A 20259-nucleotide genomic window follows, 5' to 3' on the forward strand; every position below is an offset into this window, starting at 1 on the left:
AAAAAAACGTTCAATTGATAAATACGCCCAAAAAATAAGTGTTTCTTGTCACACTTTCAGATCGAGAGCGTCGGGATATCGACTTTCGGAAGCAGCCGCGCGGTGAAGTGGCGATCCTTGTAGTACTTGATCTTGTCGCACTTCACCGGATGTGGAATGCCCTCGTACAAGAACACTTCCTGGTCGTTCCCCATCGCCTTCAACTCCTGCGGCAGCATCAGCGCCCGCTTCTCCTCCGACACGCTCCGGGTCACGTCCTTGCCGCGCGTGACGTTCTTCTTGCGGAAGGTGGTGTAGCCGAGCATCTCGGAGTAGTCGTTGGCGTCCTGCTGCTCGCGCGGAGCGTAAAGAATCTGCAGTGCATGATTCGTGATGATGGTCCGCGAGACGTCTTTGCCATAGGTGGCATCGAGCTGCGCCATGCTCTGGATGATCGGCAGAAGGCGGACATTGTAACCGGCCATATATGACACTGCCGAGGCGATGATGTCGACTTTGCCGATCGCGGTGAACTCGTCCATCAACAGCAGGCACTGGTACTTCAACTCAGGATTGCTCTTGGGCAGCTCCTTGGTGTTGAGGTTGATGATCTGGCTGAAGAACAGGTTGATGATCAGGCGACTTTCGGCCAGCTTGTTGGGCTGGATGCCGATGTAGATGGTCATCTTCTTCTTGCGCAGGTCGGTCAGCAGGAAGTCGTTGTCGCTGGTGGCCGCATCCAGCACCGGGTTGATCCAGGCATTGAGCGGCTCCTTCAGCGTGCCCATGATCGAGGCGAAGGTCTCGTCCGCCTGCGACAGCATATTGGAGAACGCCGACTTGGCATTGCCGCTGAGGAAGCGCCGCTCCGACAGCGACTTCAGATACTTCTTCAGGTCGGTGCCGTCGCCGGAAGACAGGCGGTAGATCGCGCCCAGCGTCGGCGTGCCGAGACCGCCGGGAAAGCCGATGTTGCGCTCGTCGTCCCAGTTCTCGAACAGGTACAGCGAGAACGCCATGAACGCGTTGCGCGCCTGGCTGACCCAGAACTTCTGATCGTCGGAGCCGTCCGGGTACAGCATGGCGGCGATGCTCATCAGGTCCGAGACGCGGAACGCCGGATCGTCGGAGACATAGCTGAGCGGATTCCAGCGATGGGTGCGGCGGTCCTCGGCAAAGGGATTGAACAGGAACACCTCCTGGCCCTGGCTGGCGCGCCAGCCGCTGGTCAGGTCGAAGTTCTCCTGCTTGATGTCCAGCACCACCACCGACTCCTGGTACTCGAGCAGGTTCGGAATGACCACGCCGACACCCTTGCCCGAGCGGGTCGGGGCGGCCAGGATCACGAACTGCTGACCGCTGAGGCGCACCAGCTTGCCGCGGAACTTGCCGACCACGATGCCGTCGCCGCTGGTCTTGAACAGCCCATGCTTGGACAGGTCGGCGGCGCCCGCGAAGCGCGCGTCGCCATGCAGGCTGCGCTTGGGCGGCTTGAACATCAGCACCAGGATCAGCAGGGCCAGCAGGCCGGGCAAGCCGAAACCGAGGTAGCCCGCCCATTTGATCTTGCCGACGTAGGGAGCCACCTCCGGCAAGCCGATGGCGTGGACGTACTGGTAGTAGGTGCCGAGCCCGAACATCCGCGTGTCCAGCTTCAGCAGCAGCAGGACCAGGTAGCCGGACAGGAAATAGCCACAGACGGCCGTGAGCACGACGACGAGCGCCGCCGCAACGAGTTTACGATTCGACAAGCCCTATCCTCCCTGATCCATCCTGGCGAATATTCTAGAGCGAGTTACGCACTTTGAGACGACCTGCGTAGGCAGTCGGTGCGGCGAGATGGATGCGGGTGCGGCGCCTGCGGGAAACGGCGCACAGCCGGACAGGCGTCCCCACCGCAACTGCCATGCCTCCGATGGGGCTCATGGCCACGCCCATGGCGTCGGCACATCCTGCCCGAGCGTCCAGCGCGGCGCGCCCTGCCTCGACGCATACGCCACGCCTCAGCGACGCTGCCGCGTGCTCGGCTTGTTCCGTGACGGCTTCTTTTCCGCGCTGACCGCGTCCCGATCGCGCTCGACCAGGGTATCCAGGAAGACCCGCGCCTCGTCCCAGGACATGTCGTGCGGATCCACGCGCGCGCCGCCGTCGGTGGTAACCGCATAGCCCACCACGTTGGCCGGGCTGTACTCCGGCTCCCGAGTCAACGCCACGAGCTGGTAGCGTCCATTGACTTGCACCGTATGATGGTATTCCACCATGCGCCTGGCCTCCTCGCCCGATCGTCCGCTTGGATGCTAAAGCAAGCGTGGCCATGCGACCAGCGCTACCCCGCGGGCGCTACCCGGCGGCCGCAGTGCAGGCACAAAAAAGCCGGCTTTCGCCGGCTTCATCGTGTCCACGTCCGCTTCTTGGCGACGTGGTGGGCGGTACAGGGTTCGAACCTGTGACCCCTACCATGTCAAGGTAGTGCTCTACCGCTGAGCTAACCGCCCTTCTCTGCCGCGGCGCACCGCTGCAGGGGCGCGAATCTTAGCCCACCTGGCGGACAAGAACAATACCCGCCCCCATATCGGCTACTGCGGCCCGCCTAGCCGACCAGGCTGGCATCGCGCAGCTTCTTGATCTGGTCGCGCACCCGCGCCGCGTCCTCGAACTCCAGATCGCGTGCGTGCTGGTACATCTCCTGCTCCAGCGCCTTGAGCCGGGCGGCGATCTCCGCTGGCGCCAGCGTCCGGTAGTCGGCCGGCTCTTCCGCGATCCGGCGCGCCTTGCCCTTGCCTTTGCCCTTGCCCGACTTGGCCTCGGACGCGTCTTCGCGTGCCCCCTCCAGGATGTCCACGATCGGACGCGCCACCGACTTCGGGGTGATCCCATGTTCCAGGTTGTACTCCACCTGCTTCTCGCGGCGGCGCCCGGTCTCGTCGATCGCGGCCTGCATCGAGCGCGTCATCTTGTCCGCATACAGGATGGCCTTGCCGCGCAGGTTGCGTGCGGCGCGGCCGATGGTCTGGATCAGCGAGCCGGTGGAGCGCAGGAAACCTTCCTTGTCGGCATCGAGGATCGCGACCAGCGAGACCTCGGGCATGTCCAGCCCCTCGCGCAGCAGGTTGATACCGACGAGCACGTCGAACTTGCCAAGGCGCAGGTCGCGGATGATTTCCACGCGCTCGACCGTATCGATGTCCGAGTGCAGGTAGCGCACCTTCACGCCGTGCTCGCCCAGGTACTCGGTGAGGTTCTCGGCCATTCGCTTGGTCAGCGTGGTGACCAGCACGCGGTCGCCATCGGCCACGCGCAGGTTGATCTCCGACAGCAGGTCGTCGACCTGGGTCCCGACCGGCCGGATCTCCACCTCAGGATCGATCAGGCCGGTCGGGCGCACCACCAGTTCGGTGATCTCGCCGGCCGACTCGCGCAACTCGTACGGACCGGGCGTGGCCGACACGTAGATGCTGCGCGGCGAGCGCGCCTCCCATTCCTCGAAGCGCAGCGGCCGGTTGTCCAGCGCCGACGGCAGGCGGAAACCGAACTCCACCAGGGTTTCCTTGCGCGAGCGGTCGCCTTTGTACATCGCGCCGATCTGCGGCACGGTGACGTGCGACTCGTCCACCACCAGCAACGCGTCGGCCGGGAGGTAGTCGAACAGGGTCGGCGGCGGCTCGCCCGGCGCCTTGCCGGTGAGGTGCCGCGAGTAGTTCTCGATGCCGTTGCAGAAGCCGACTTCGGCCATCATTTCCAGGTCGAACTGGGTGCGCTGCGCCAGCCGCTGCGCCTCGACCAGCTTGTTCTGCGCGTACAGCTGCTCGAGCCGGTCCTTCAGCTCCAGCTTGATCGTATCCACCGCACTGAGGGTGCGCTCGCGGGTGGTGGCGTAGTGGGTCTTCGGGTAGATCGTGTAGCGCTGCAGCTTGCGCAGGGTCTCGCCGGTCAGCGGATCGAACAGGGTCAGCTGCTCCACGTCGCCGTCGAACAGCTCGATGCGCAAGGCTTCGCTGTCGGATTCGGCCGGGAACACGTCGATGACCTCGCCGCGCACGCGGAAGCTGCCGCGGTGCAGCTCGTACTCGTTGCGGGTGTACTGCAGATCGGTCAGGTGGCGGATCAACTGGCGCTGCTCGACGTGCTCGCCGATCGACAGGATCAGCCGCAGCGACAGGTAGTCCTCCGGCGCGCCCAGGCCATAGATCGCCGAGACCGTGGCCACCACCAGCGCATCGCGCCGCGACAGCAGGGTCTTGGTCGCGGCCAGGCGCATCTGCTCGATGTGCTCGTTGATCGAACTGTCCTTCTCGATGAAGGTGTCCGAAGACGGCACGTAGGCCTCGGGCTGGTAGTAGTCGTAGTAGCTGACGAAGTACTCGACCGCGTTGTTGGGGAAGAACGCCTTGAACTCGCCGTACAGCTGCGCCGCCAGGGTCTTGTTCGGCGCCATGACCAGGGTCGGCTTCTGGATCGCCTGGACCACGTTGGCGATGGTGTAGGTCTTGCCCGATCCGGTCACGCCAAGCAGGGTCTGCTTGGCCAGGCCGGCCTCGAAGCCGGCCACCAGCTTCTCGATCGCCTGCGGCTGGTCGCCGGCCGGCGAATACGGCGATACGAGTTGGAAACGGTCGGACATGCACAAGCCTCAAGGTGGAAAGCGCGGGCGACAGCGTCGGCCGACCCCGCGCCGGGGAGATTTCCTACATGGGAACGCACAACCCCCTCATTCAAGCCCTGCCGCCCCGCCGCGAGACTGGCGACCTCGCACCGGGAGACGACGGACATGCGCAACGCTGCGGTCAAAGGCTACACATTGCTCGAGGCGATGATCGTGATGGTGGTGATCTGCCTGGTCGCCGGCATCGGTCTGCCAGCATTCCGGGAAATGCTGGCAAACCAGCGCTTGACGGCCGCCACGCACCAGCTGAGCGCACACCTTGCCCTGGCACGCAGCAGCGCCATCAGCTCAGGCGTCCCGGTCAGCGCCTGCCCGTCCAACGGAGACGGCAGTTGTCGCAGCGACAGCGACTGGAGCCAGGGCTGGCTGGTGTTCCGCGACCCGGAACGGCAAGGCCAGCCCATCGCGCCGGACAGCATCCTCAGCGAAGGCAGCGCACCGGGCGCCGGCACCCTGGTCCTGCGCTCCAACCGCGGCCGGCCCTCGATCCGCTTCCTGCCCGATGGACGCAGCGCCGGCAGCAACCTGACCGTCAGCATCTGCGAGCGGGGGCAGCTACGCGCCGCGGTGGTGGTGAACAACACCGGACGCATCCGCACCCGGAAAACGACGGAACCGATGCCCTGCCGGACGCCGGACTGACACGCAAAAGCAAAGGCCGCGATTGCTCGCGGCCTTTGCGGATTTGGCGCCCGAAGTTGGACTCGAACCAACGACCCCCTGATTAACAGTCAAGTGCTCTAACCGGCTGAGCTATTCGGGCGGGGAGGCGCATTGTATAGAGGCCTCATGCCGACCGCAAGGGGTGACCGCGCGCCTCGCTGGTGCAGCTGCGCCCTATCCGCCCAGCATCACCAGCAGGTGCCCTCGCCAGCGCCGGTGGACGTCGTCCGCGTCCCCTTCTGGTCGATGCTGAGCGCGCCGCACTGGGTGTCCTTTGCCTGAGGGCTGTCCGCGCGAGGCGTCGCCGTCAGCTTGAATGCATTCGCAGTGGGCGCAACGCTGAACGACAGATCATAGAACTGCACCGCATCGCTCGGGCACGTCGGCAGCGGCACATTGGCGTACGACATGTTGGTCGTGTAGTACCGCTCGATGAGCTGCACGCCCTGCTGCAGACAGACGGACGCGGCCGAGCGACGCGATTTGATGACGTAGGATTGATAGCTGGCGAAGGCGATCGCCGCCAGAACGCCTACGATCGCGACCACGATCATCAGTTCGATCAGGGTGAAACCGCGCTGACGACGGGCCGTGAAAGTGAGTGATCGCATCAATTGTTCCTCAGGAGTTCGCGCCAGGACACGCGCTTCATGCTGAGCGCGCTGCTATTGGTACCGAGCGTGGTCGTACTCGCGTTGTCCAACGCGATCTGCATCTGGTTGCCGATGAAGATCGGGCTGTTGGGGCTGCTGTTCAGGCCGATGCCAGAGACGGGAGTGCCATTGAGTGTATCGCCGGTGCTGGATCCGCCGCTGCCATCCAGGTCGAAGAAGGACTGCGACAGCCGACCGCCAGTAAACGGATTGATCGCCATCACGAAGCCCTTGCCGCTCGGGAGGCAGACATCGCCCGAATCTGGAATGCGCGTGGTGCCGATCAGTGCCGTGCCCTGGAAGAAGTTGGACACCACCATGCGTTCGCCCTGCGGCGTCGTACCAGGCGGCGACACAAGGTCCATGTACCACCCGTCCTGTCCTGCGCTCGGCTTGTCGTCGATGACCCGGACCGCATACCCGTTCACGGTCCCCTCCTGAAGGATATTGACTTTGCCCAATGTGGCACGCGTCGAAGGAATGGTGCTGCCGCGGTCGATCAGGCCATACCAGCTCTGCACGTCCTTGTTGCCCAGATCGCCGCTGGACAGGTACTTGCCGGTCCCGAAGAACACCCAGGTCAAGCCGGTCGCCGGATCCTTCGCCGCCGTGGGCGCTGCGGTGATCGGCTGCGCCTTGGACGAGTAGCTGGCGGAGAACAGCCTGCTCGCGGTACCGCTCGCGCCGGTCATGTTGAATCGCCAGACATTTCCGTTGAGATCGCCGGCATAGAGACGATCGACGATGAAATCATTGTTGGACGACCAGGCCAATACAGCGGACAGGCCATTATTGCCGCTCGCCCCTGTCTGGATGCGGCTCGATGCGCCGGTGATGGCGTTCACCAGGATGAGATCGGCCGAATCGCCACTGCTGTTGGGGCCATTGCCAAGCATCGCGTACCACTGGCCGTTGGCGAGCTGCCCGATGATCGGCTTGCCAAGATTGTTGCCCAGCCCGGCGATGTCCGTGGAAGTCTTGTCCCACAGCAGTGTGATGTTATTGGGGTCGGTAACATCCAGCGCAAACATGCCCTTGCCGCCGCGTCCCATCGTGCCAATCAACACCGAGCGCCAGCTACCTCCGGAATAGACATCCGACACGGTGATTTCGCCATCCACGTAGTAACGGTGCTGGTAGTTCGGATCGGTATAGTCGAGCAGCCCAGTCATCGCCGCCTTCGGGACGAAGGCAAACTTCTCCGTACCAGTTGTGGCATCGAATCCATGCAGCATGCCATCGTTGGCACCGACATAGAGCATAGGAGTGCGCGTGGATTTAGCTGCAGCGAAAGAAGCATAGCTGCTTGCACCGCTGAACGTGGCAGTCGTGTACAGCCTCGGGTTGGGCGCCCCAACATAAACCGGTTGAGAATTAACGATGTCGCCTAGGAGACCGGTACGGGTTCGTAAGGTACCGCCGCTGGCCTTCTCCTGAGAGCGGTCGCCGCGCAGATAGTTGATCTGATTCTGCGTGGCCGACGATAGCGGCGTACCGCCCAGTTTGCCGTAGGCGAAATCGTCCAGACTTCCGGACGAGTTGGTGAATTTGATCGTCCGATCGCTCCAACCCGGAACCTGCCCGCTGGCGCTCCACGCCTGCGTCAGCGCTCCAGTAGTCTGATTGACATCGTACGCAACAACATCGCCACGCCAAGTTCCGCTATAGAACACGGACTGATAGGTCCGCGCCCCAGCCTCCAACTTGGTCGTATTGCTGGCGAGCGATGCCGCAGACCCCTTCATCTCGTCGATGATGCGCGAGAATGCATTGCGCAGGCTAGCCACCATTCTTTCCGCATCCGCCGCGGTGTAGTAGTTGTCTGGCTGTTTGTAGCCGGCCTGATTATTTACATAGGATTTACTGTCCCACCACGTGGGATCGTCCAATGCAGTGACGTTCGTATCAGGATTGTATCCTGCTGGCACACGAAACCCGCCATATTTGGCCGTCAACCAATATTGGTTCGTACTAGGTGACTTGTAATTTCCGTACTCCACGACGTCCACCCAGTGGGTCGACAGAGTCTGCATACCAGGCAAGCCATCTTTAGCAGCATCAGGACGAAGATCCTTGGTGTGCGCGTCATAAGCGAGCGCCGCAATATAGGCTGAATTATTGTTTCCTCCAGAATTGAAGGAACTTGACACAGCCTTTGCCGCAGCATCGGACTCACTCAACCCCTCTTTTCGCCAAATCTGCGTCATTCGCGACACAACATCGACAGATTTGTCGTTTACCACTTCCACAGGCTTGGCGGGCTCACCAGCAGCATTAGTATTGCCAGGCAGATTTTTATCGTAATGCGTATTTGTATCGCCAATGCCAAGAATTACATTGACCTGGCAACGATATGCAATCGGATCTTTCCAGTTCGTGATCACTGGAAACCCATCGGACTGCTGGTAACGACCTTGCGAGGTACCGGCAGTCAACGCCGAATATGCCGCAACGTTCCCTTGATGCTTGAAATAACGAATTGCGGCATAATACAATTCACTAACGTCATCATACGTCTTGACGTTCTTGCCTGTTTTTAGCTGGCCGAATTTATTAAGATAATTAATAACCCCACTATCTTTAATAGAATAGCCAGCACCAATGGTTGCGGTCGTCGCATTAGCGTCAGCGGCATCAGGGTTCTGGTAGATGACACCTGTGGCGGGATCCCACTCGCTTGCCGCGTTAGTCAGTGGCCCTTCCTCTGGATTGTAAGTGAGAGGTCCAACAAACTTCTGGTTAGCACGCAGAATACCGCTATCTACAGACGAGCTATCGTCATTCTTGTAGCTGAACACACTGTAGCGAATGCGCTTCGCGTACTGCTGAATCAGCCCTTCCGGCTTATAGTTGCCACTTGGATAGCGAACACAGTTATCCTCTAAAAAGGCTTTATCACACACTTTCACCCGCACCGACACCGTGAATGTCAGCGATGTATCGCTGACACAATTCACAAGAATGATACATTTTGAACCATCGGCCTTCAGCAGACTACCATCCAGCCGATGCTTACTGGGATCGTAGGGAATCGCCTTACTGGGATCAGCAAGTGAACTTCCGCCAAAGTTCATTTAATTACCGAGACCATCGATCCGCATATTGAAGTTCTGCCAACTTGCGGGCGTCCCTCCAGCAATCAAATCAGCGTTATTCATGGAGCGGCGCGGGAAATTGCCGGTACTTTCGCGATCAGCAATCGCCTTTTCCAGAATGGTGTCGGTCGTCGTATCGGTGACGCGATAGCCGCCAGTCAAAGCCGAACGGAAAGGATCGATGGTTTGAGTGGCCGCCCAATTGAGGAAATTCCCCGCCCAAACGCCGTCACCACTGCAAGTATAATTACTCGGATTGCTTCCAATTACGCTGACAGGATAGAAATAACGCTCAGCCTCGTTGTCGCTATAGTTATATTTGTAGCACTTCTTCGAATCGAAGTAGCCGACAAATTTGGTCGTCGCCGAATAGGTATCGGACAGATTCGCCTTGCTGATGACCGTCGGAAATTCCACCGACGGCACAAAGGCCAGATTGCCCGGCACATCGCTACCGACATACAGCGGCGACTGCGAGACATCCACATCCGCACCGGCACCACCGACGGTACCGATGAAAAGGCCTGCCACCACGGCAAGGAGCCAGTCCCGGTATGTCGTCTTCTTCGCTCGACTGGTCATAGAGGGCTCCATTACTTGACGGTGACGTTGGTCTGCAGCACGACAATGGCGCGGCCATTGGACGCGGACGGATCGCCGCTACGCGCGATCACCCGATAGTATTTTTCAAGCGACGTGCCGCCGGTACCGCCGTACTGGTTCTGGTTGATGCTCGACCCCAGGCCCAACTGATCCTCGCTGGTGCGCTGGCCCAGATACTGGATGTAGTACTGGGCCGGCACTGCCTGGCCCTTCGGCGCCACCGTGCCGTTCACCCAGCACTCCTGGGTGCCCAGCGCACAGCCGCTGGAGGCATTGCCGGTATACGTGTTACTGGGCACGGCCGGACATACCGTGGTGCCTGACGAGCAGTTGAAGCCGACGGTATTGCCGGCTGCAGCGGCGGTCTGAATGACCTTCTCCGCATCGCGCAAGGCGCTTTCGGCGGCCTGGAATCCCAGGCTGCGGTCGTACATGTTGGAGGACATGCGCTCCTGCAGCAGCGTGCCGCGCAGCACGGCCAGTCCCAGCAGGGTCATCACCAGCAACAGCAGCAGGACGACGATGAGCGAAATGCCGGCCTGCCGGCGGGGCGACGGAGACATGTTCACGGGTTCCGGTTCCTGATGCTCACGATCGTGCTGAAAGTCCGTGTCGCCGGCTGCTGGTTTGCGCCGGCCGCCGTGTTGGCGCTGACGGTCATGCTGATCTGCACCGCGATGACGTTGGCCCAATTGCCCACGCCGCTTGCATCGGCATAGGCGGTGCCGCCGGTGGACAGGTATTTGAACTGCAGGCCGGTGACGCCATCGGCGATTTCGTTCTTCTGACTCGTGCCGCCTGGCGCGATCACTTCCTGATACAGGGACGTGCCCCCCGCCCCGCCGCTGCTGGCGGCCACATACCAGCGTACGGCCCGCACTTCGGTCAGGATGGAGTTGATCTCGTATTGGTAATTGTTCGAACCAGTGACACACACGCCCGGCAGGCGCCCGAGCCGCGTGCAGGCGTTGAGCCCACCACTGGAGTAATTGGCAGTGGTGCCGGAAACGCTGTTCACCTGCAGCACCGCCAGTTGCTGGCGGTCGCACAGCAGCATGATCGCGTTGCTGTGCAGATCCGGCGCTGCCGCGTTGAGCGTCAGCGTCTGGTTCGCGGGGTTGTGCGCCGTCACGGTCGCACCGCCGGTACCAGCGGACAGGATCTGGATCGCGTCAGTGCCTGACGTGATGGAGAGGCCGGACGGGCTAGTGTTCTCGTAACCGGTCAGCGGCAACGCCCAATTCATCCACCAGCTCGCCGTCGGATTGTTCAGCACGTTCGCCACCGGCAATCCGGAATCGCAAGGATTGCCGCCGGCCTCGCGGATGTCCTGGGCCATCATCTCGAAGCCGGTCCGCGCCGACTCCTGGATCCGGCTCAGGCCCTCGGTCGCCGCATAGGTCTGGCGGTTGGACAGGAAGATGCCGATCGCCGCACCGACCACCAGCAGGCCGAGCAGCATCGAAATCATCAGCTCGATCAGGTTGAAGCCGGATTGGCGCCGCGGCGGCGTAAGCGCGATACGTATGTTCACAGTTGGGCCGTCGTGCTCAGGGTCTGGGTCGCGCTGCCGCTGATGTTGCCGTTAGCACTGGAGTTCATTCCGCGGCTGTCGTCCCATTGCACGGTGATCGTGCAATTGCCGTCGTTGCAGGCGATGGAACCGCAGGTCGTGGTCTTGTCGCCGCCAATCGCATCCTTCAAGCCGTTGAGCCAGACCGACTTGTCGGTCGCCACCAGATCGCCCGCCGCCGGCGCCGTGCACAGCATGCTGCCGGTGTTGTAGGCCCCGAGCATCGCCGCGCTGCGGTTGGCGCGCATCGCATCGAGGATCGTGTAGGTCTGCATGACGATCTGGCTGCGCTGCAGCGCGCTCTGGTTGTTGCGCAGCGCCGTGGTCTGCATCGCCGCCACGCCCAGCATCCCCACTCCCAGGATCAACACCGAGATCATCACCTCGATGAGGGTGACGCCTGCCATGTGTCTGCCGCTCTGGAACCGCTTCATGGTGTCTCCGCTTGCCGGAACCGGCTCAGCCGGTGGTGGTACAGCTGCCGCCGTCGGATGTCGATGTGACCTGGGCGCGGCTGCCGCCCATCAGCTTGACGCTCCGGACATTGTTGGATGGGTTGGTAACCGCCATGCAGACCACGATGCCGCCTATCACTGGCGTACCGCTGCTGTTGCGCGCAATGCCGTCGGCACCGAAGGTCAGCTTGTCGCCGAGGGCATCCAGGGTGCTACTGGTGACGACCAGGCCGGTGCGCAGGGTCGTGCTGCGCAGCACGGTGCCGTCGCGGGCGACGGTCAGGTAACGGGTCCAGTTGCCGCCGCTGGCGCAGGTGGCACCGTCGTCGCTACGGCAGAGGCTGACACCACCGTTCAGGCGCACCGCTTCCGAGCGCGTCAACTGCACCGCGGCGATCAGCTCGTTGGCGGCGCTGGTCAGGCGGTTGCTGCGGATCAGGCCGGTGAAGCTGGGCACTGCCAGCGCCATGATGATGGCCAGCACCGCCACGGTGACCATCAGCTCCACCAGCGTGAAGCCACGTTGCGTCCGCTCGGCAAGGCCACGCTCGCAAGGAACCGCCATAGTCTTCCCCAGATTCTCCCGCCGGCCACGCTAGCGGCCGGACCGCCCACGCGCCAGCCGTTGCCGACGGATGGCGGATATGGGGGAGTGGACGGACCGTGCGCGGCGTGGCGCCAGCCGGCATGATGCACCTCGGCCCTGCCCCACCGCCTTCCGCCCCGATGCCCGCCTCCGCCTATTCCAACGACCAGCTGCAGGTCCTCAAGCAACCCTCGACCCTGATCTGGATCGTGATGGCCGGCGAATGCATCGCCGCCATCCTGGCCCTGACCCCGGTCCCGGGCGCGGGCATGGCCGGAAGCCGCTGGGTCTACTTCGGCCTGGCATCGCTGGGCATCCAGTGGGTCGCGCTGCTGACCCTGGCCAGCCTACTGCTGTTGCGCCGGGCGCTGGCCGGAGGCGGCTTCCTGTCCATCACCGTGGCCACGTTGGGCCTGATGCAGGCACTGACCTGGCTGATCAGCGGGGTGATCCTGTATGCCTTCGGCGACTACTGGCAGCTCTCCAGCCGCGCATGGCTGGCATTGTCGCTGCAGTTGTCCGGCATCGCCCTGCTGATTGGCCTGCTCGGCATGGCCGCGCTGCACAACCATGTGCGCATCAAGCAACTGGTCGAACGCGCCAAGCAGGCCGAGATCGACGCGCTGACCGCGCGCGTGCAGCCGCACTTCCTGTTCAACACGCTCAACACCGCGGTGATGCTGGTGCACCGGCAACCGCAGCAGGTGGAACAGCTGCTGATGGACCTGTCGGACCTGTTTCGCGCCGCGCTGGCGGCGCCGGACCTGGTCGACCTGCAGGACGAGATCGACCTGGCCAGGCGTTACCTGGACATCGAGGCGATCCGCTTCGGGCCGCGCCTGCGCGTGCAGTGGGATTTACCCGAGATGTCGGTACCGGTGCGGATTCCGCGGCTGTCGTTGCAACCGCTGCTGGAGAACGCCGTGCATCATGGCATCGAATGCACTGCCGAGGGCGGCGAGATCGGCATCGCCATCGGCGAACGCGACGGCGCCCTGGAGATCCGGGTGCGCAACGCAGTGCCGGCAGGCGGCCTGTCGCCGCACATCGGTCGCGGTCACCGCGTCGGCCTGTCGGCCCTGCGCACGCGCCTGGAAAGCATGGAAGGCGCCTCGCTGCACACCGCCAGCGATGGCGCCTGGTTCGTCGCGACGATCCGGATCGGGCTCAGGCCATGACCCGGTAGCAGGGCCGGTACTCGCCGGAGATCTTCATGCGGCGCTGTTCGACGAAGGCGCGCAGCAGTTCGTCCAGCGCCTGCATCATGTCCGCATCGCCATGGATCTCGAACGGGCCATGCTGCTCGATGCGGCGCATGCCGTCTTCCTTGACGTTGCCGGCGACGATGCCGGAGAAGGCGCGACGCAGGTCAGCGGCCAATGCGTGCGGCGGACGGCCATGGTGCAGATCCAGCGCGGCCATCGCCTCGTGAGTCGGCTCGAACGGACGCTGATATTCCAGCGGGATGTCCACCGACCAGTTGAAGTAGAACGCGTCCTTCTGCTCCTTGCGGTGCGTGCGCACCTGCTGGATGCCGGCAGCCATCTTGCGCGCCACCGCCACCGGATCACCGACCACGATCTCGTAGCGCGAGGTCGCCACTTCGCCCAGGGTCAGGCGCAGGAAGCGATCGATCTGCTCGAAATACGGCGCGGCGATGGTCGGGCCAGTGAGGATCAGCGGGAACGGCAGGTCGCGGTTCTCCTCGCGCAGCAGGATACCGAGCAGGTACAGGATCTCCTCGGCGGTACCGACGCCACCGGGAAACACGATGATGCCGTGGCCGATGCGGACGAAGGCCTCCAGGCGCTTCTCGATGTCCGGCATGATCACCAGGTGGTTGACGATCGGGTTCGGCGACTCGGCGGCGATGATGCCCGGCTCGGTCACGCCGATGTAGCGGTTGTCGTGCTTGCGCTGCTTGGCGTGGGCGATGGTGGCGCCCTTCATCGGCCCCTTCATCGCACCCGGGCCGCAGCCGGTGCAGATGTCCAGCCCGCGCAGCCCCAGCTCGTAGCCGACCTGCTTGGTGTACAGGTACTCGTCGCGCGAGATCGAATGGCCGCCCCAGCACACCACCAGCTTGGGATCGTTCGGCTGCAGGATGCGCGCGTTGCGCAACTGGCCGAACACCGCATTGGTGATGCCTTCGCTGGACTGCAGGTCGGTGGTCGATTCCGGGCCGAGTTCGATGGCCATGTAGGCCAGGTCGCGGACCACGGCGAACAGCAGCTCGGCCACGCCGTTGATGATCTCGCCGTCGACGAAGGCCATCGCCGGCGCGTTGAGCAGATCGATGCGCACACCGCGGTCGCGCTGCACCACCTGGATGTCGAAGTCGGGATACAGGTCGCGCGCCGCGCGCGGGTCGTCGGACGCGCTGCCGCTGGTCAGCACCGCCAACGCGCAGCGCCGCAGCAGTTCGTGCAGGCCGCCGCTGGAGGCATCGCGCAGGCGCGCCACTTCCACGCGCGAGAGGATGTCCAGGCCGCCGCGCGGGTAGATCCGCGCATCCACTACCGGCAGCGCGCGCGCGGCCGTATTGCTGGTCGTCATATCGAATGTCTTGTCGGTGTCGTCAGCCGGCGACTTTAACGTCAGCCCCCACAAAAAGAAAACGGCCGGGTCGCCCCGGCCGTTCCCAACGCTTCAGCTAGCCTGCGCCGCGATCAGAACTGATAGCGGAAGCCCAACTGCAGCGACCACTGCGACACGCCGGTGTTGAAACCATCGGCGTCGGCGTTGGCGGCCGTCGGCTGGTCGGTGTACAGGGTGTTGTACACGTACTTGCCCTGATAGATGCCCTGCAGGTTGGCGACGCGGGCGTCGGCGTAGAAGCCGTAGTCGTAGATCCGGCCCCACTTCTTGTTCAGCAGGTTGCCCACGTTCTGGATGTCCAGCCAGACCTCGGACTTGTGGCCCTTGAAGAAGCCGGGCAGCTGCTGGGTGATGCGCACGTCGAAGGTGTTGATCCAGCCGGAACGGAAGCCGTTGGCCGGGGCGTAGCTGCCGGCGTACTTGGCCAGCTGCGGGTTCTTGGCCAGCCAGTCGAAGAACTGCTGCTGCAGGGCCGGGTTGGCGGTGAACGCACCGGTGCTGCTCAGCGTGCCGAACAGCACGTCGCCCGGGCCCTTCGGCACGTAGAACAGGTCGTTGGTCGAACGGCCGTCGCCGTTGGCGTCGCCGTTGAACACGTAGCTGTACGGACGGCCGCTGCGGCCTTCGTAGACCAGGCCCACACGGGTCTCGTAGTCGCCGAAGAACATGTGCTTCCAATCCAGCGAGCCGGAGATGCGGTCCTTGATCTCGTAGCGCGAGGTGTTCTCGGTTTCCGAGTTGGCGTTGAAGGCGTACTGGTAGCCCCAGCCCGAGCTGGCGGTGGAGCTGGTCAGCGAGCCGACTTCGGTGGCGTGGGTGTAGGTGTAGCCCAGGGTCCAGGACCAGTCGCCGCCTTCGCTGAACGGCTTGGACAGCGACACGGTGAACTGCTGGGTCTTGCCCTTGTCGGTGTTGTCGATCAGGTAGACGTCGCTATACGCCTGGTTGCGGTTGTAGCGGTTGTCGCCGGTCGCCCACGGACGCCCGGTACGGGCCGGGTTCCAGTACAGCGCACGGCCGTCCGGACCATAGTAGGCCGCGCTCGGATCCTGGCCCTGGCCATTGACGCGACCGATATTCAGGCTCTTGTAGTACAGGCCGTCCTTGACCTTGGTCACCAGCAGCTCGGCCGAGGCCACGATGCCGTACCACGGCAGTTCGTGATCCAGGGCCAGGTTGGCCTTGTACAGCGACGGCAGCTTGAAGTCGTTGCCGACGAAGCTCACGCCCTGGGTCGCCGAACCCGGGGCGTTCGGTACCGGCTGGGTGTCCTTGTTCGGGCTGAACGGCAGTGCCGGGTTGTAGGCGGTATAGCTGTAGGCGTTGTAGTTGAAGCCGGTGTTGGAGTAGCTGTTGCCGATCCACACCTGCGGCGCATCGCCCTGGAACAGGCCCACGCCACCGCGCAACTGGGTCGGACGGTCGGTGTCGAAGGTGTAGTTGAAGCCGACGCGCGGCTGGATCAGGAAGTCGCCGTTGAAGACCTTGCTGTTGTCGTAGCCGAAGTAGGCCTGCGCCGCCGCGTTGTAGGTCGGATCCGGGCTCACCTTCGCACGATCGCCGCGCAGACCCAGGGTCAGGGTCAGGTTGTTGTTGACGTACCAGGTGTCTTGCACGAACAGGCCGAGGTTGCTGTTCTTGTAGTCGGCCGCGATCGAACCCGGGCTACGCTCCTGGTTGAGCTGGTACGAGCTCCAGCGGCCGCTGGCGAAGTTGTCCAGGCCGAAGAAGGTGTACACGCCCCAGGTGTTGCGGCCGTACAGGTTGTAGATGTCGTTGGTGCTGTAGTCGACGCCGAACTTCAGGTTGTGGTTGTCCAGGGTCAGCGTGCCCGCACCGTAGTAGTTCCAGGTCTTGGTGGTGAGGATGTTGCCCTGCGAGTTGGTCTCGGTGCCCAGGTACAGCACGTCGCCGGTCGGGTTGGCGACCGAACCGTCGAAGTACACGGCGATGCTCGGCGCGTTGGTCGGCACCACGCGGATCGCGGAGTAGTCGCGGTAGGACACCTTGAACTCGGTGGAGAAGTTCTCGGACCAGTCGCTGAACAGCTGGCCGACGTAGCTCTCGACCGACTTCTCGTGCTGGTACCAGTACGAGCTCAGCGAGGCCTGGCTGGAGCTGCCGGCGCCGTTGATGCGCAGCTTGCTCTGGTCGAGCTTGCTGTAGCGGAAGCTGGCGCGGTGGTTGTCGCTGATGTTCCAGTCGAGCTTGAGCGCGTATTCCTTCAGGTCGGTGTTGCCGTCGCTGTCCAGGGTACCGGCGTCGAAGCCGTAGTTCTGGGCGATCTGCTGGGCGCGGGTCACGTCGGCCATGCCGTACTTGGCGTTGGCCTTGCCCAGCGCGGTGCTGCCCAGGTCGAGGCCCGGCGCGTCCTGCTGGAACTTCTCGTAGTTGGCGAAGAAGAACAGCTTGTCCTTGACGATCGGGCCGCCGAAGGTCGCGCCGTAGGTCTTCTCCTTGGTGAAGCCGTTGAACTTGCTGCCGTCCGGGTTGTCGCCGAACCAATCGCCGTCGCGATAGCTGCCGTACACCGAACCGTGGAACTCGTTGGTACCGGACTTGGTCACCGCGTTGACGGTGGCGCCGGCGGCGCTGGCGATGCTGACGTCGTAGTTGGACAGGTTGACGTCGATGGCTTCGATGGCCTCCATCGACACCGGCTGGCGCCGGGTGGTCATGTTGTTGCCTTCCAGGCCGAAGGTGTCGCTGGCCGAGACGCCGTCGATGTTGATCGAGTTGTAGCGCGGGTTCAGGCCGCCGGCGCTGATCGTGCCCGAGGCGCGATCGACGAAGGCCACGCGCGGATCCAGGCGCATGTAGTCCTGGATGTTGCCGTTGATCGACGGCAGCGCTTCGATCTGCTCGCGGCCGACGTTGGTGCCCGAGCCCATCTTGGTGGCGCTGAACACTTCCGAGCCGCCGGCGATGGCGACGGCATTGACCGTCTCCAGCGTGGTCGGCGCGGCCATGTCGCCGGTCAGGTCGGCGTTGATGGTGGCGTTCTGGTTGACGCTCAGGTACACGCCGTCTTCGGTCTTGGTGCCGTCGCCCGACTTGGTGATGGTGATGCTGTACGGACCGCCGACGCGCAGGCCGCGCGCGTTGTAGCGACCGGCGGCATCGGTGGTGGCGCGGCTGACCGTACCCGACTCGACGTGGGTGATGGTCACCTCGGCGCCAGCGACCGGCTGGCCACCATGGGTCACCACACCGCCGACACCGGCGGAGGTGCTCTGGGCGAACACCGGCGCAGCGGCCAGCGCCGCAACGAGGCCCAGAGTGAGCTTGGACATCCGCAGACGGGGTTGAATCATTGCAATAGCCTCGATGGAGTTTGACGAAATGCGCATGGCAGTGCCGTGCGAGTAAGGGCGCACGGCCGCGGAATGGGGGCTGGTCACCCTTGCCGATTCCCCGCAAGGGTTAACATGAGTTTAACACCATAGGGCCAATTTGTTGCCAAATCGTGACAACCCGGCACAAGCGGACATCACAGGACCTGGATCCCAGTCCTTGCGGCTATTGGCGACAAGGCGGGGACAGGATCACCGCCGGGATGTGGCGGCGATCGACCGGATGCCCTCCCCTATGACCTCTCACGCTGGCCGGCGAGCGGCGCAGCGTGATGCGGCGAAACATTTGCCGAGATCGCGCCGTCCCCACGGCGCTCACCGCTCGGCCGCGGGCGGCCTCAGCCGGCGACCGGCAGCTTCAGATAGGCGCTGAGCCCGTCCAGGAACATCTGCACCGAGATCGCCACCAGCAGCATGCCCATCAGCCGCTCCACTGCGGTCAGCACCCGCATGCCGAGCAACTTGTACAGCAGCGTGCCGGAGAACAGCAGCGCCGAGGTCCCCAGCCAAGCCAGGATCAGCGCCAGGCTCCACTCGCCCAGCCGGGTCGGCTCGTTGCTGCCCATCAGCATCACCGCGGCCATGCCGGAGGGACCGGCCACCAGCGGGATGGCCAGCGGCACGATAAAGGGCTCGCCGTCGGGAATCTCGCCCATCAGCCCTTCCGGGCGCGGGAAGATCATGCGGATGCCGATCAGGAACAGCACGATGCCGCCGGCGATGGCCACCGACTCCTGGCGCAGATGCATCACTTCCAGCGCGTACTTGCCGCCCCACAGGAAGCCCATCAGCACGCCCAGCGCGATCAGCAGTTCGCGTGCCAGCACGACGCGCTGGCGCCGCGCCGGCAGCGGCTTGAGCACGCTGAGGAACACCGGGATATTGCCCAGCGGGTCGAGGATCAGGAACAGCAGCAGCGCTGCCGACAGAATGGTCATGCCAAGGGATTCCAGATCGCGCCGCGGTGCGCGGCGCCGGCGGGCGACAACAGCTCGACGCAGGCGCCGGCGTAGCGCGCCGGGTCGACCGCATCGAGGTCTTCTTGATGGGTATAGGCGCGGGCGCGCAAGGCGGTGCGCATCGGCCCCGGCTGCAGGCCGGCCACGCGCACGCGCGAGGCGGCCAGTTCACCGTGCAGGCTCGCCAACAGGCCGCGGCGGCCATGCTGGGCCGCGCCGTAGCCACCCCAGTAAGCCTGGCCGACCCGCTCCGGATCGTCCACCGCGAACACGATCGCGGCATCCTCGACCTGCCGCAGCAACGGCAGGCAAGCCTGGGTCAGCCAGGCCGCGGCGGTCAGGTTGACGTGGAGGGCGCGCGCGAACTGGGCCGGATCGGCATGCTCGAACGGAGTCAGCCCGGCGAAGTCGGCGGCGCAGTGCAGCAGCCCGTCCAGGCGGCCGAGTTCGCCCTGCAGGCGCTCGGCCAAGGTGGCGTAGTCCGGGGGAGTGGCGCCGAGCAGGTCCAGCGGATACAGCAGCGGCGCGGCGCCGACCGCGGCGATCGCATCGTAGACCCGGTTCAAGCGCGCCGGCTTGTGCCCCAGCAGGACCACCGTGGCCCCTGCCTGGGCGCAGGCCAGCGCCGCGGCGCTGCCGAGCCCGCCGGCGGCACCGCTGACCAGGATCACCCGCTGCGCCAGCGCGCCGGCCTGCGGCGACGCAGGCGCGCTCACGACTGGTAGGCCTCGGTCACGATGCGCTGCAGTTCGCCGGACTCGAACAGTTCCATGGTGATGTCGCAGCCGCCGATCAGCTCGCCGTGGATGAACAACTGCGGGTACGTCGGCCAGTTCGAGTAGCGCGGCAGGTTGGCCCGGATCTCCGGCTCGTCGAGCACGTTGACGGTGTGCAGGCGGTCGGCCCCTGCGGCCAACAGCGCCTGCAACGCGCGGCTGGAAAAGCCGCACATCGGGTACTGCGGCGTGCCCTTCATGAACAACACGATGGGATGGCGTTCGACGTCGGCCTGGATGCGCTCCATCACCTGCATGCGGGTTCTCTCCTGCTGGGGCGAAAGAACGACCTTGGCGGTCGGC

Annotated in this window: 17 protein-coding genes and 2 tRNA genes; 2 read left to right on the top strand and 17 right to left on the bottom strand. The window is 63.9% G+C overall.

Annotated elements, in window-relative coordinates; all coding sequences use genetic code 11:
- Positions 1 to 56: 56 nt before the first annotated feature.
- From FHR66_RS11040 to uvrB, 4 genes are all read right to left on the bottom strand, one after another.
- Complete coding sequence (locus FHR66_RS11040; RefSeq protein WP_425612926.1) at positions 57 to 1691, bottom strand: type IV secretory system conjugative DNA transfer family protein; 1635 nt, start codon at positions 1689 to 1691, stop codon at positions 57 to 59.
- Between the two features lie 291 nt (positions 1692 to 1982).
- Entirely contained in the window at positions 1983 to 2240 is a 258-nt protein-coding gene (locus FHR66_RS11045; RefSeq protein WP_160967308.1) for a hypothetical protein, read from the bottom strand.
- Positions 2241 to 2399: 159 nt separating this feature from the next.
- Positions 2400 to 2474, bottom strand: a tRNA-Val gene (locus FHR66_RS11050).
- Between the two features lie 95 nt (positions 2475 to 2569).
- Positions 2570 to 4600, bottom strand: coding sequence for an excinuclease ABC subunit UvrB (gene uvrB / locus FHR66_RS11055; protein ID WP_160967307.1), 2031 nt, complete (start codon positions 4598 to 4600; stop codon positions 2570 to 2572).
- A gap of 147 nt (positions 4601 to 4747) precedes the next feature.
- On the opposite strand from uvrB, the gene FHR66_RS11060 reads away from it, so the two are divergent.
- A complete protein-coding gene (locus tag FHR66_RS11060; RefSeq protein WP_160967306.1) occupies positions 4748 to 5284 on the top strand; it encodes a GspH/FimT family pseudopilin in 537 nt (178 codons plus the stop codon).
- 44 nt (positions 5285 to 5328) lie between these two features.
- Here FHR66_RS11060 and FHR66_RS11065 read toward each other — a convergent pair.
- From FHR66_RS11065 to FHR66_RS11095, 8 genes are all read right to left on the bottom strand, one after another.
- Positions 5329 to 5405, bottom strand: a tRNA-Asn gene (locus tag FHR66_RS11065).
- Between the two features lie 88 nt (positions 5406 to 5493).
- Positions 5494 to 5916, bottom strand: a complete 423-nt coding sequence (locus FHR66_RS11070; protein ID WP_160967305.1) for a type IV pilin protein — start codon at positions 5914 to 5916, stop codon at positions 5494 to 5496.
- Positions 5916 to 9032, bottom strand: a complete 3117-nt coding sequence (locus FHR66_RS11075) for a pilus assembly protein (RefSeq protein ID WP_456361749.1) — start codon at positions 9030 to 9032, stop codon at positions 5916 to 5918. The genes FHR66_RS11070 and FHR66_RS11075 overlap by 1 nt, the downstream gene beginning before the upstream one ends.
- Positions 9033 to 9635 carry a hypothetical protein gene (locus tag FHR66_RS21085; RefSeq protein ID WP_456361750.1) on the bottom strand — a complete coding sequence of 201 codons (603 nt, stop codon included), beginning with the start codon at positions 9633 to 9635 and terminating at the stop codon, positions 9033 to 9035.
- An 11-nt stretch (positions 9636 to 9646) separates the two neighbouring features.
- Positions 9647 to 10219 carry a pilus assembly PilX family protein gene (locus FHR66_RS11080; protein ID WP_160967304.1) on the bottom strand — a complete coding sequence of 191 codons (573 nt, stop codon included), beginning with the start codon at positions 10217 to 10219 and terminating at the stop codon, positions 9647 to 9649.
- Positions 10220 to 10221: 2 nt separating this feature from the next.
- Positions 10222 to 11190 carry a PilW family protein gene (locus FHR66_RS11085; RefSeq protein ID WP_160967303.1) on the bottom strand — a complete coding sequence of 323 codons (969 nt, stop codon included), beginning with the start codon at positions 11188 to 11190 and terminating at the stop codon, positions 10222 to 10224.
- Complete coding sequence (gene pilV / locus FHR66_RS11090; protein WP_160967302.1) at positions 11187 to 11663, bottom strand: type IV pilus modification protein PilV; 477 nt, start codon at positions 11661 to 11663, stop codon at positions 11187 to 11189. The genes FHR66_RS11085 and pilV overlap by 4 nt, the downstream gene beginning before the upstream one ends.
- A gap of 25 nt (positions 11664 to 11688) precedes the next feature.
- Positions 11689 to 12249, bottom strand: coding sequence for a GspH/FimT family pseudopilin (locus FHR66_RS11095; RefSeq protein WP_160967301.1), 561 nt, complete (start codon positions 12247 to 12249; stop codon positions 11689 to 11691).
- Positions 12250 to 12410: 161 nt separating this feature from the next.
- Here FHR66_RS11095 and FHR66_RS11100 point away from each other — a divergent pair, with 161 nt between their 5' ends.
- A complete protein-coding gene (locus FHR66_RS11100; RefSeq protein ID WP_160967300.1) occupies positions 12411 to 13448 on the top strand; it encodes a sensor histidine kinase in 1038 nt (345 codons plus the stop codon).
- On the opposite strand, the gene ppnN is transcribed toward FHR66_RS11100, so the two are convergent.
- The 5 genes from ppnN to grxD form a co-directional block, all read right to left on the bottom strand.
- Positions 13438 to 14826, bottom strand: coding sequence for a nucleotide 5'-monophosphate nucleosidase PpnN (ppnN, locus tag FHR66_RS11105; protein ID WP_048489901.1), 1389 nt, complete (start codon positions 14824 to 14826; stop codon positions 13438 to 13440). The two genes, FHR66_RS11100 and ppnN, sit on opposite strands and share 11 nt — an antisense overlap.
- A 113-nt stretch (positions 14827 to 14939) precedes the next feature.
- Positions 14940 to 18161, bottom strand: coding sequence for a TonB-dependent receptor (locus FHR66_RS11110; RefSeq protein WP_160967298.1), 3222 nt, complete (start codon positions 18159 to 18161; stop codon positions 14940 to 14942).
- Positions 18162 to 18559: 398 nt separating this feature from the next.
- The gene (locus FHR66_RS11115; protein ID WP_160967296.1) at positions 18560 to 19159 is read right to left on the bottom strand and encodes a MarC family protein; all 600 of its coding nucleotides are present in this window, start codon (positions 19157 to 19159) and stop codon (positions 18560 to 18562) included.
- Positions 19156 to 19896, bottom strand: a complete 741-nt coding sequence (locus tag FHR66_RS11120; RefSeq protein ID WP_160967294.1) for an SDR family NAD(P)-dependent oxidoreductase — start codon at positions 19894 to 19896, stop codon at positions 19156 to 19158. The genes FHR66_RS11115 and FHR66_RS11120 overlap by 4 nt, the downstream gene beginning before the upstream one ends.
- Positions 19893 to 20213, bottom strand: a complete 321-nt coding sequence (grxD, locus tag FHR66_RS11125; RefSeq protein ID WP_048489897.1) for a Grx4 family monothiol glutaredoxin — start codon at positions 20211 to 20213, stop codon at positions 19893 to 19895. The genes FHR66_RS11120 and grxD overlap by 4 nt, the downstream gene beginning before the upstream one ends.
- Between the last annotated feature and the right edge of the window lie 46 nt (positions 20214 to 20259).

This window comes from Xanthomonas sp. F4 (assembly GCF_011761895.1).

Bases quoted from the DNA above. Each gene is read 5' to 3' on its own strand.
- ppnN (WP_048489901.1), bottom strand. From the start codon at position 14,826: ATGACGACCAGCAATACGGCCGCGCGCGCGCTGCCGGTAGTGGATGCG.
- FHR66_RS11070 (WP_160967305.1), bottom strand. From the start codon at position 5,916: ATGCGATCACTCACTTTCACGGCCCGTCGTCAGCGCGGTTTCACCCTG.
- pilV (WP_160967302.1), bottom strand. From the start codon at position 11,663: ATGAAGCGGTTCCAGAGCGGCAGACACATGGCAGGCGTCACCCTCATC.
- FHR66_RS11095 (WP_160967301.1), bottom strand. From the start codon at position 12,249: ATGGCGGTTCCTTGCGAGCGTGGCCTTGCCGAGCGGACGCAACGTGGC.
- FHR66_RS11045 (WP_160967308.1), bottom strand. From the start codon at position 2,240: ATGGTGGAATACCATCATACGGTGCAAGTCAATGGACGCTACCAGCTC.
- FHR66_RS11110 (WP_160967298.1), bottom strand. From the start codon at position 18,161: ATGTCCAAGCTCACTCTGGGCCTCGTTGCGGCGCTGGCCGCTGCGCCG.
- FHR66_RS11100 (WP_160967300.1), top strand. From the start codon at position 12,411: ATGCCCGCCTCCGCCTATTCCAACGACCAGCTGCAGGTCCTCAAGCAA.
- uvrB (WP_160967307.1), bottom strand. From the start codon at position 4,600: ATGTCCGACCGTTTCCAACTCGTATCGCCGTATTCGCCGGCCGGCGAC.
- FHR66_RS21085 (WP_456361750.1), bottom strand. From the start codon at position 9,635: ATGACCAGTCGAGCGAAGAAGACGACATACCGGGACTGGCTCCTTGCC.
- grxD (WP_048489897.1), bottom strand. From the start codon at position 20,213: ATGCAGGTGATGGAGCGCATCCAGGCCGACGTCGAACGCCATCCCATC.
- FHR66_RS11115 (WP_160967296.1), bottom strand. From the start codon at position 19,159: ATGACCATTCTGTCGGCAGCGCTGCTGCTGTTCCTGATCCTCGACCCG.
- FHR66_RS11060 (WP_160967306.1), top strand. From the start codon at position 4,748: ATGCGCAACGCTGCGGTCAAAGGCTACACATTGCTCGAGGCGATGATC.
- FHR66_RS11080 (WP_160967304.1), bottom strand. From the start codon at position 10,219: ATGTCTCCGTCGCCCCGCCGGCAGGCCGGCATTTCGCTCATCGTCGTC.
- FHR66_RS11075 (WP_456361749.1), bottom strand. From the start codon at position 9,032: ATGAACTTTGGCGGAAGTTCACTTGCTGATCCCAGTAAGGCGATTCCC.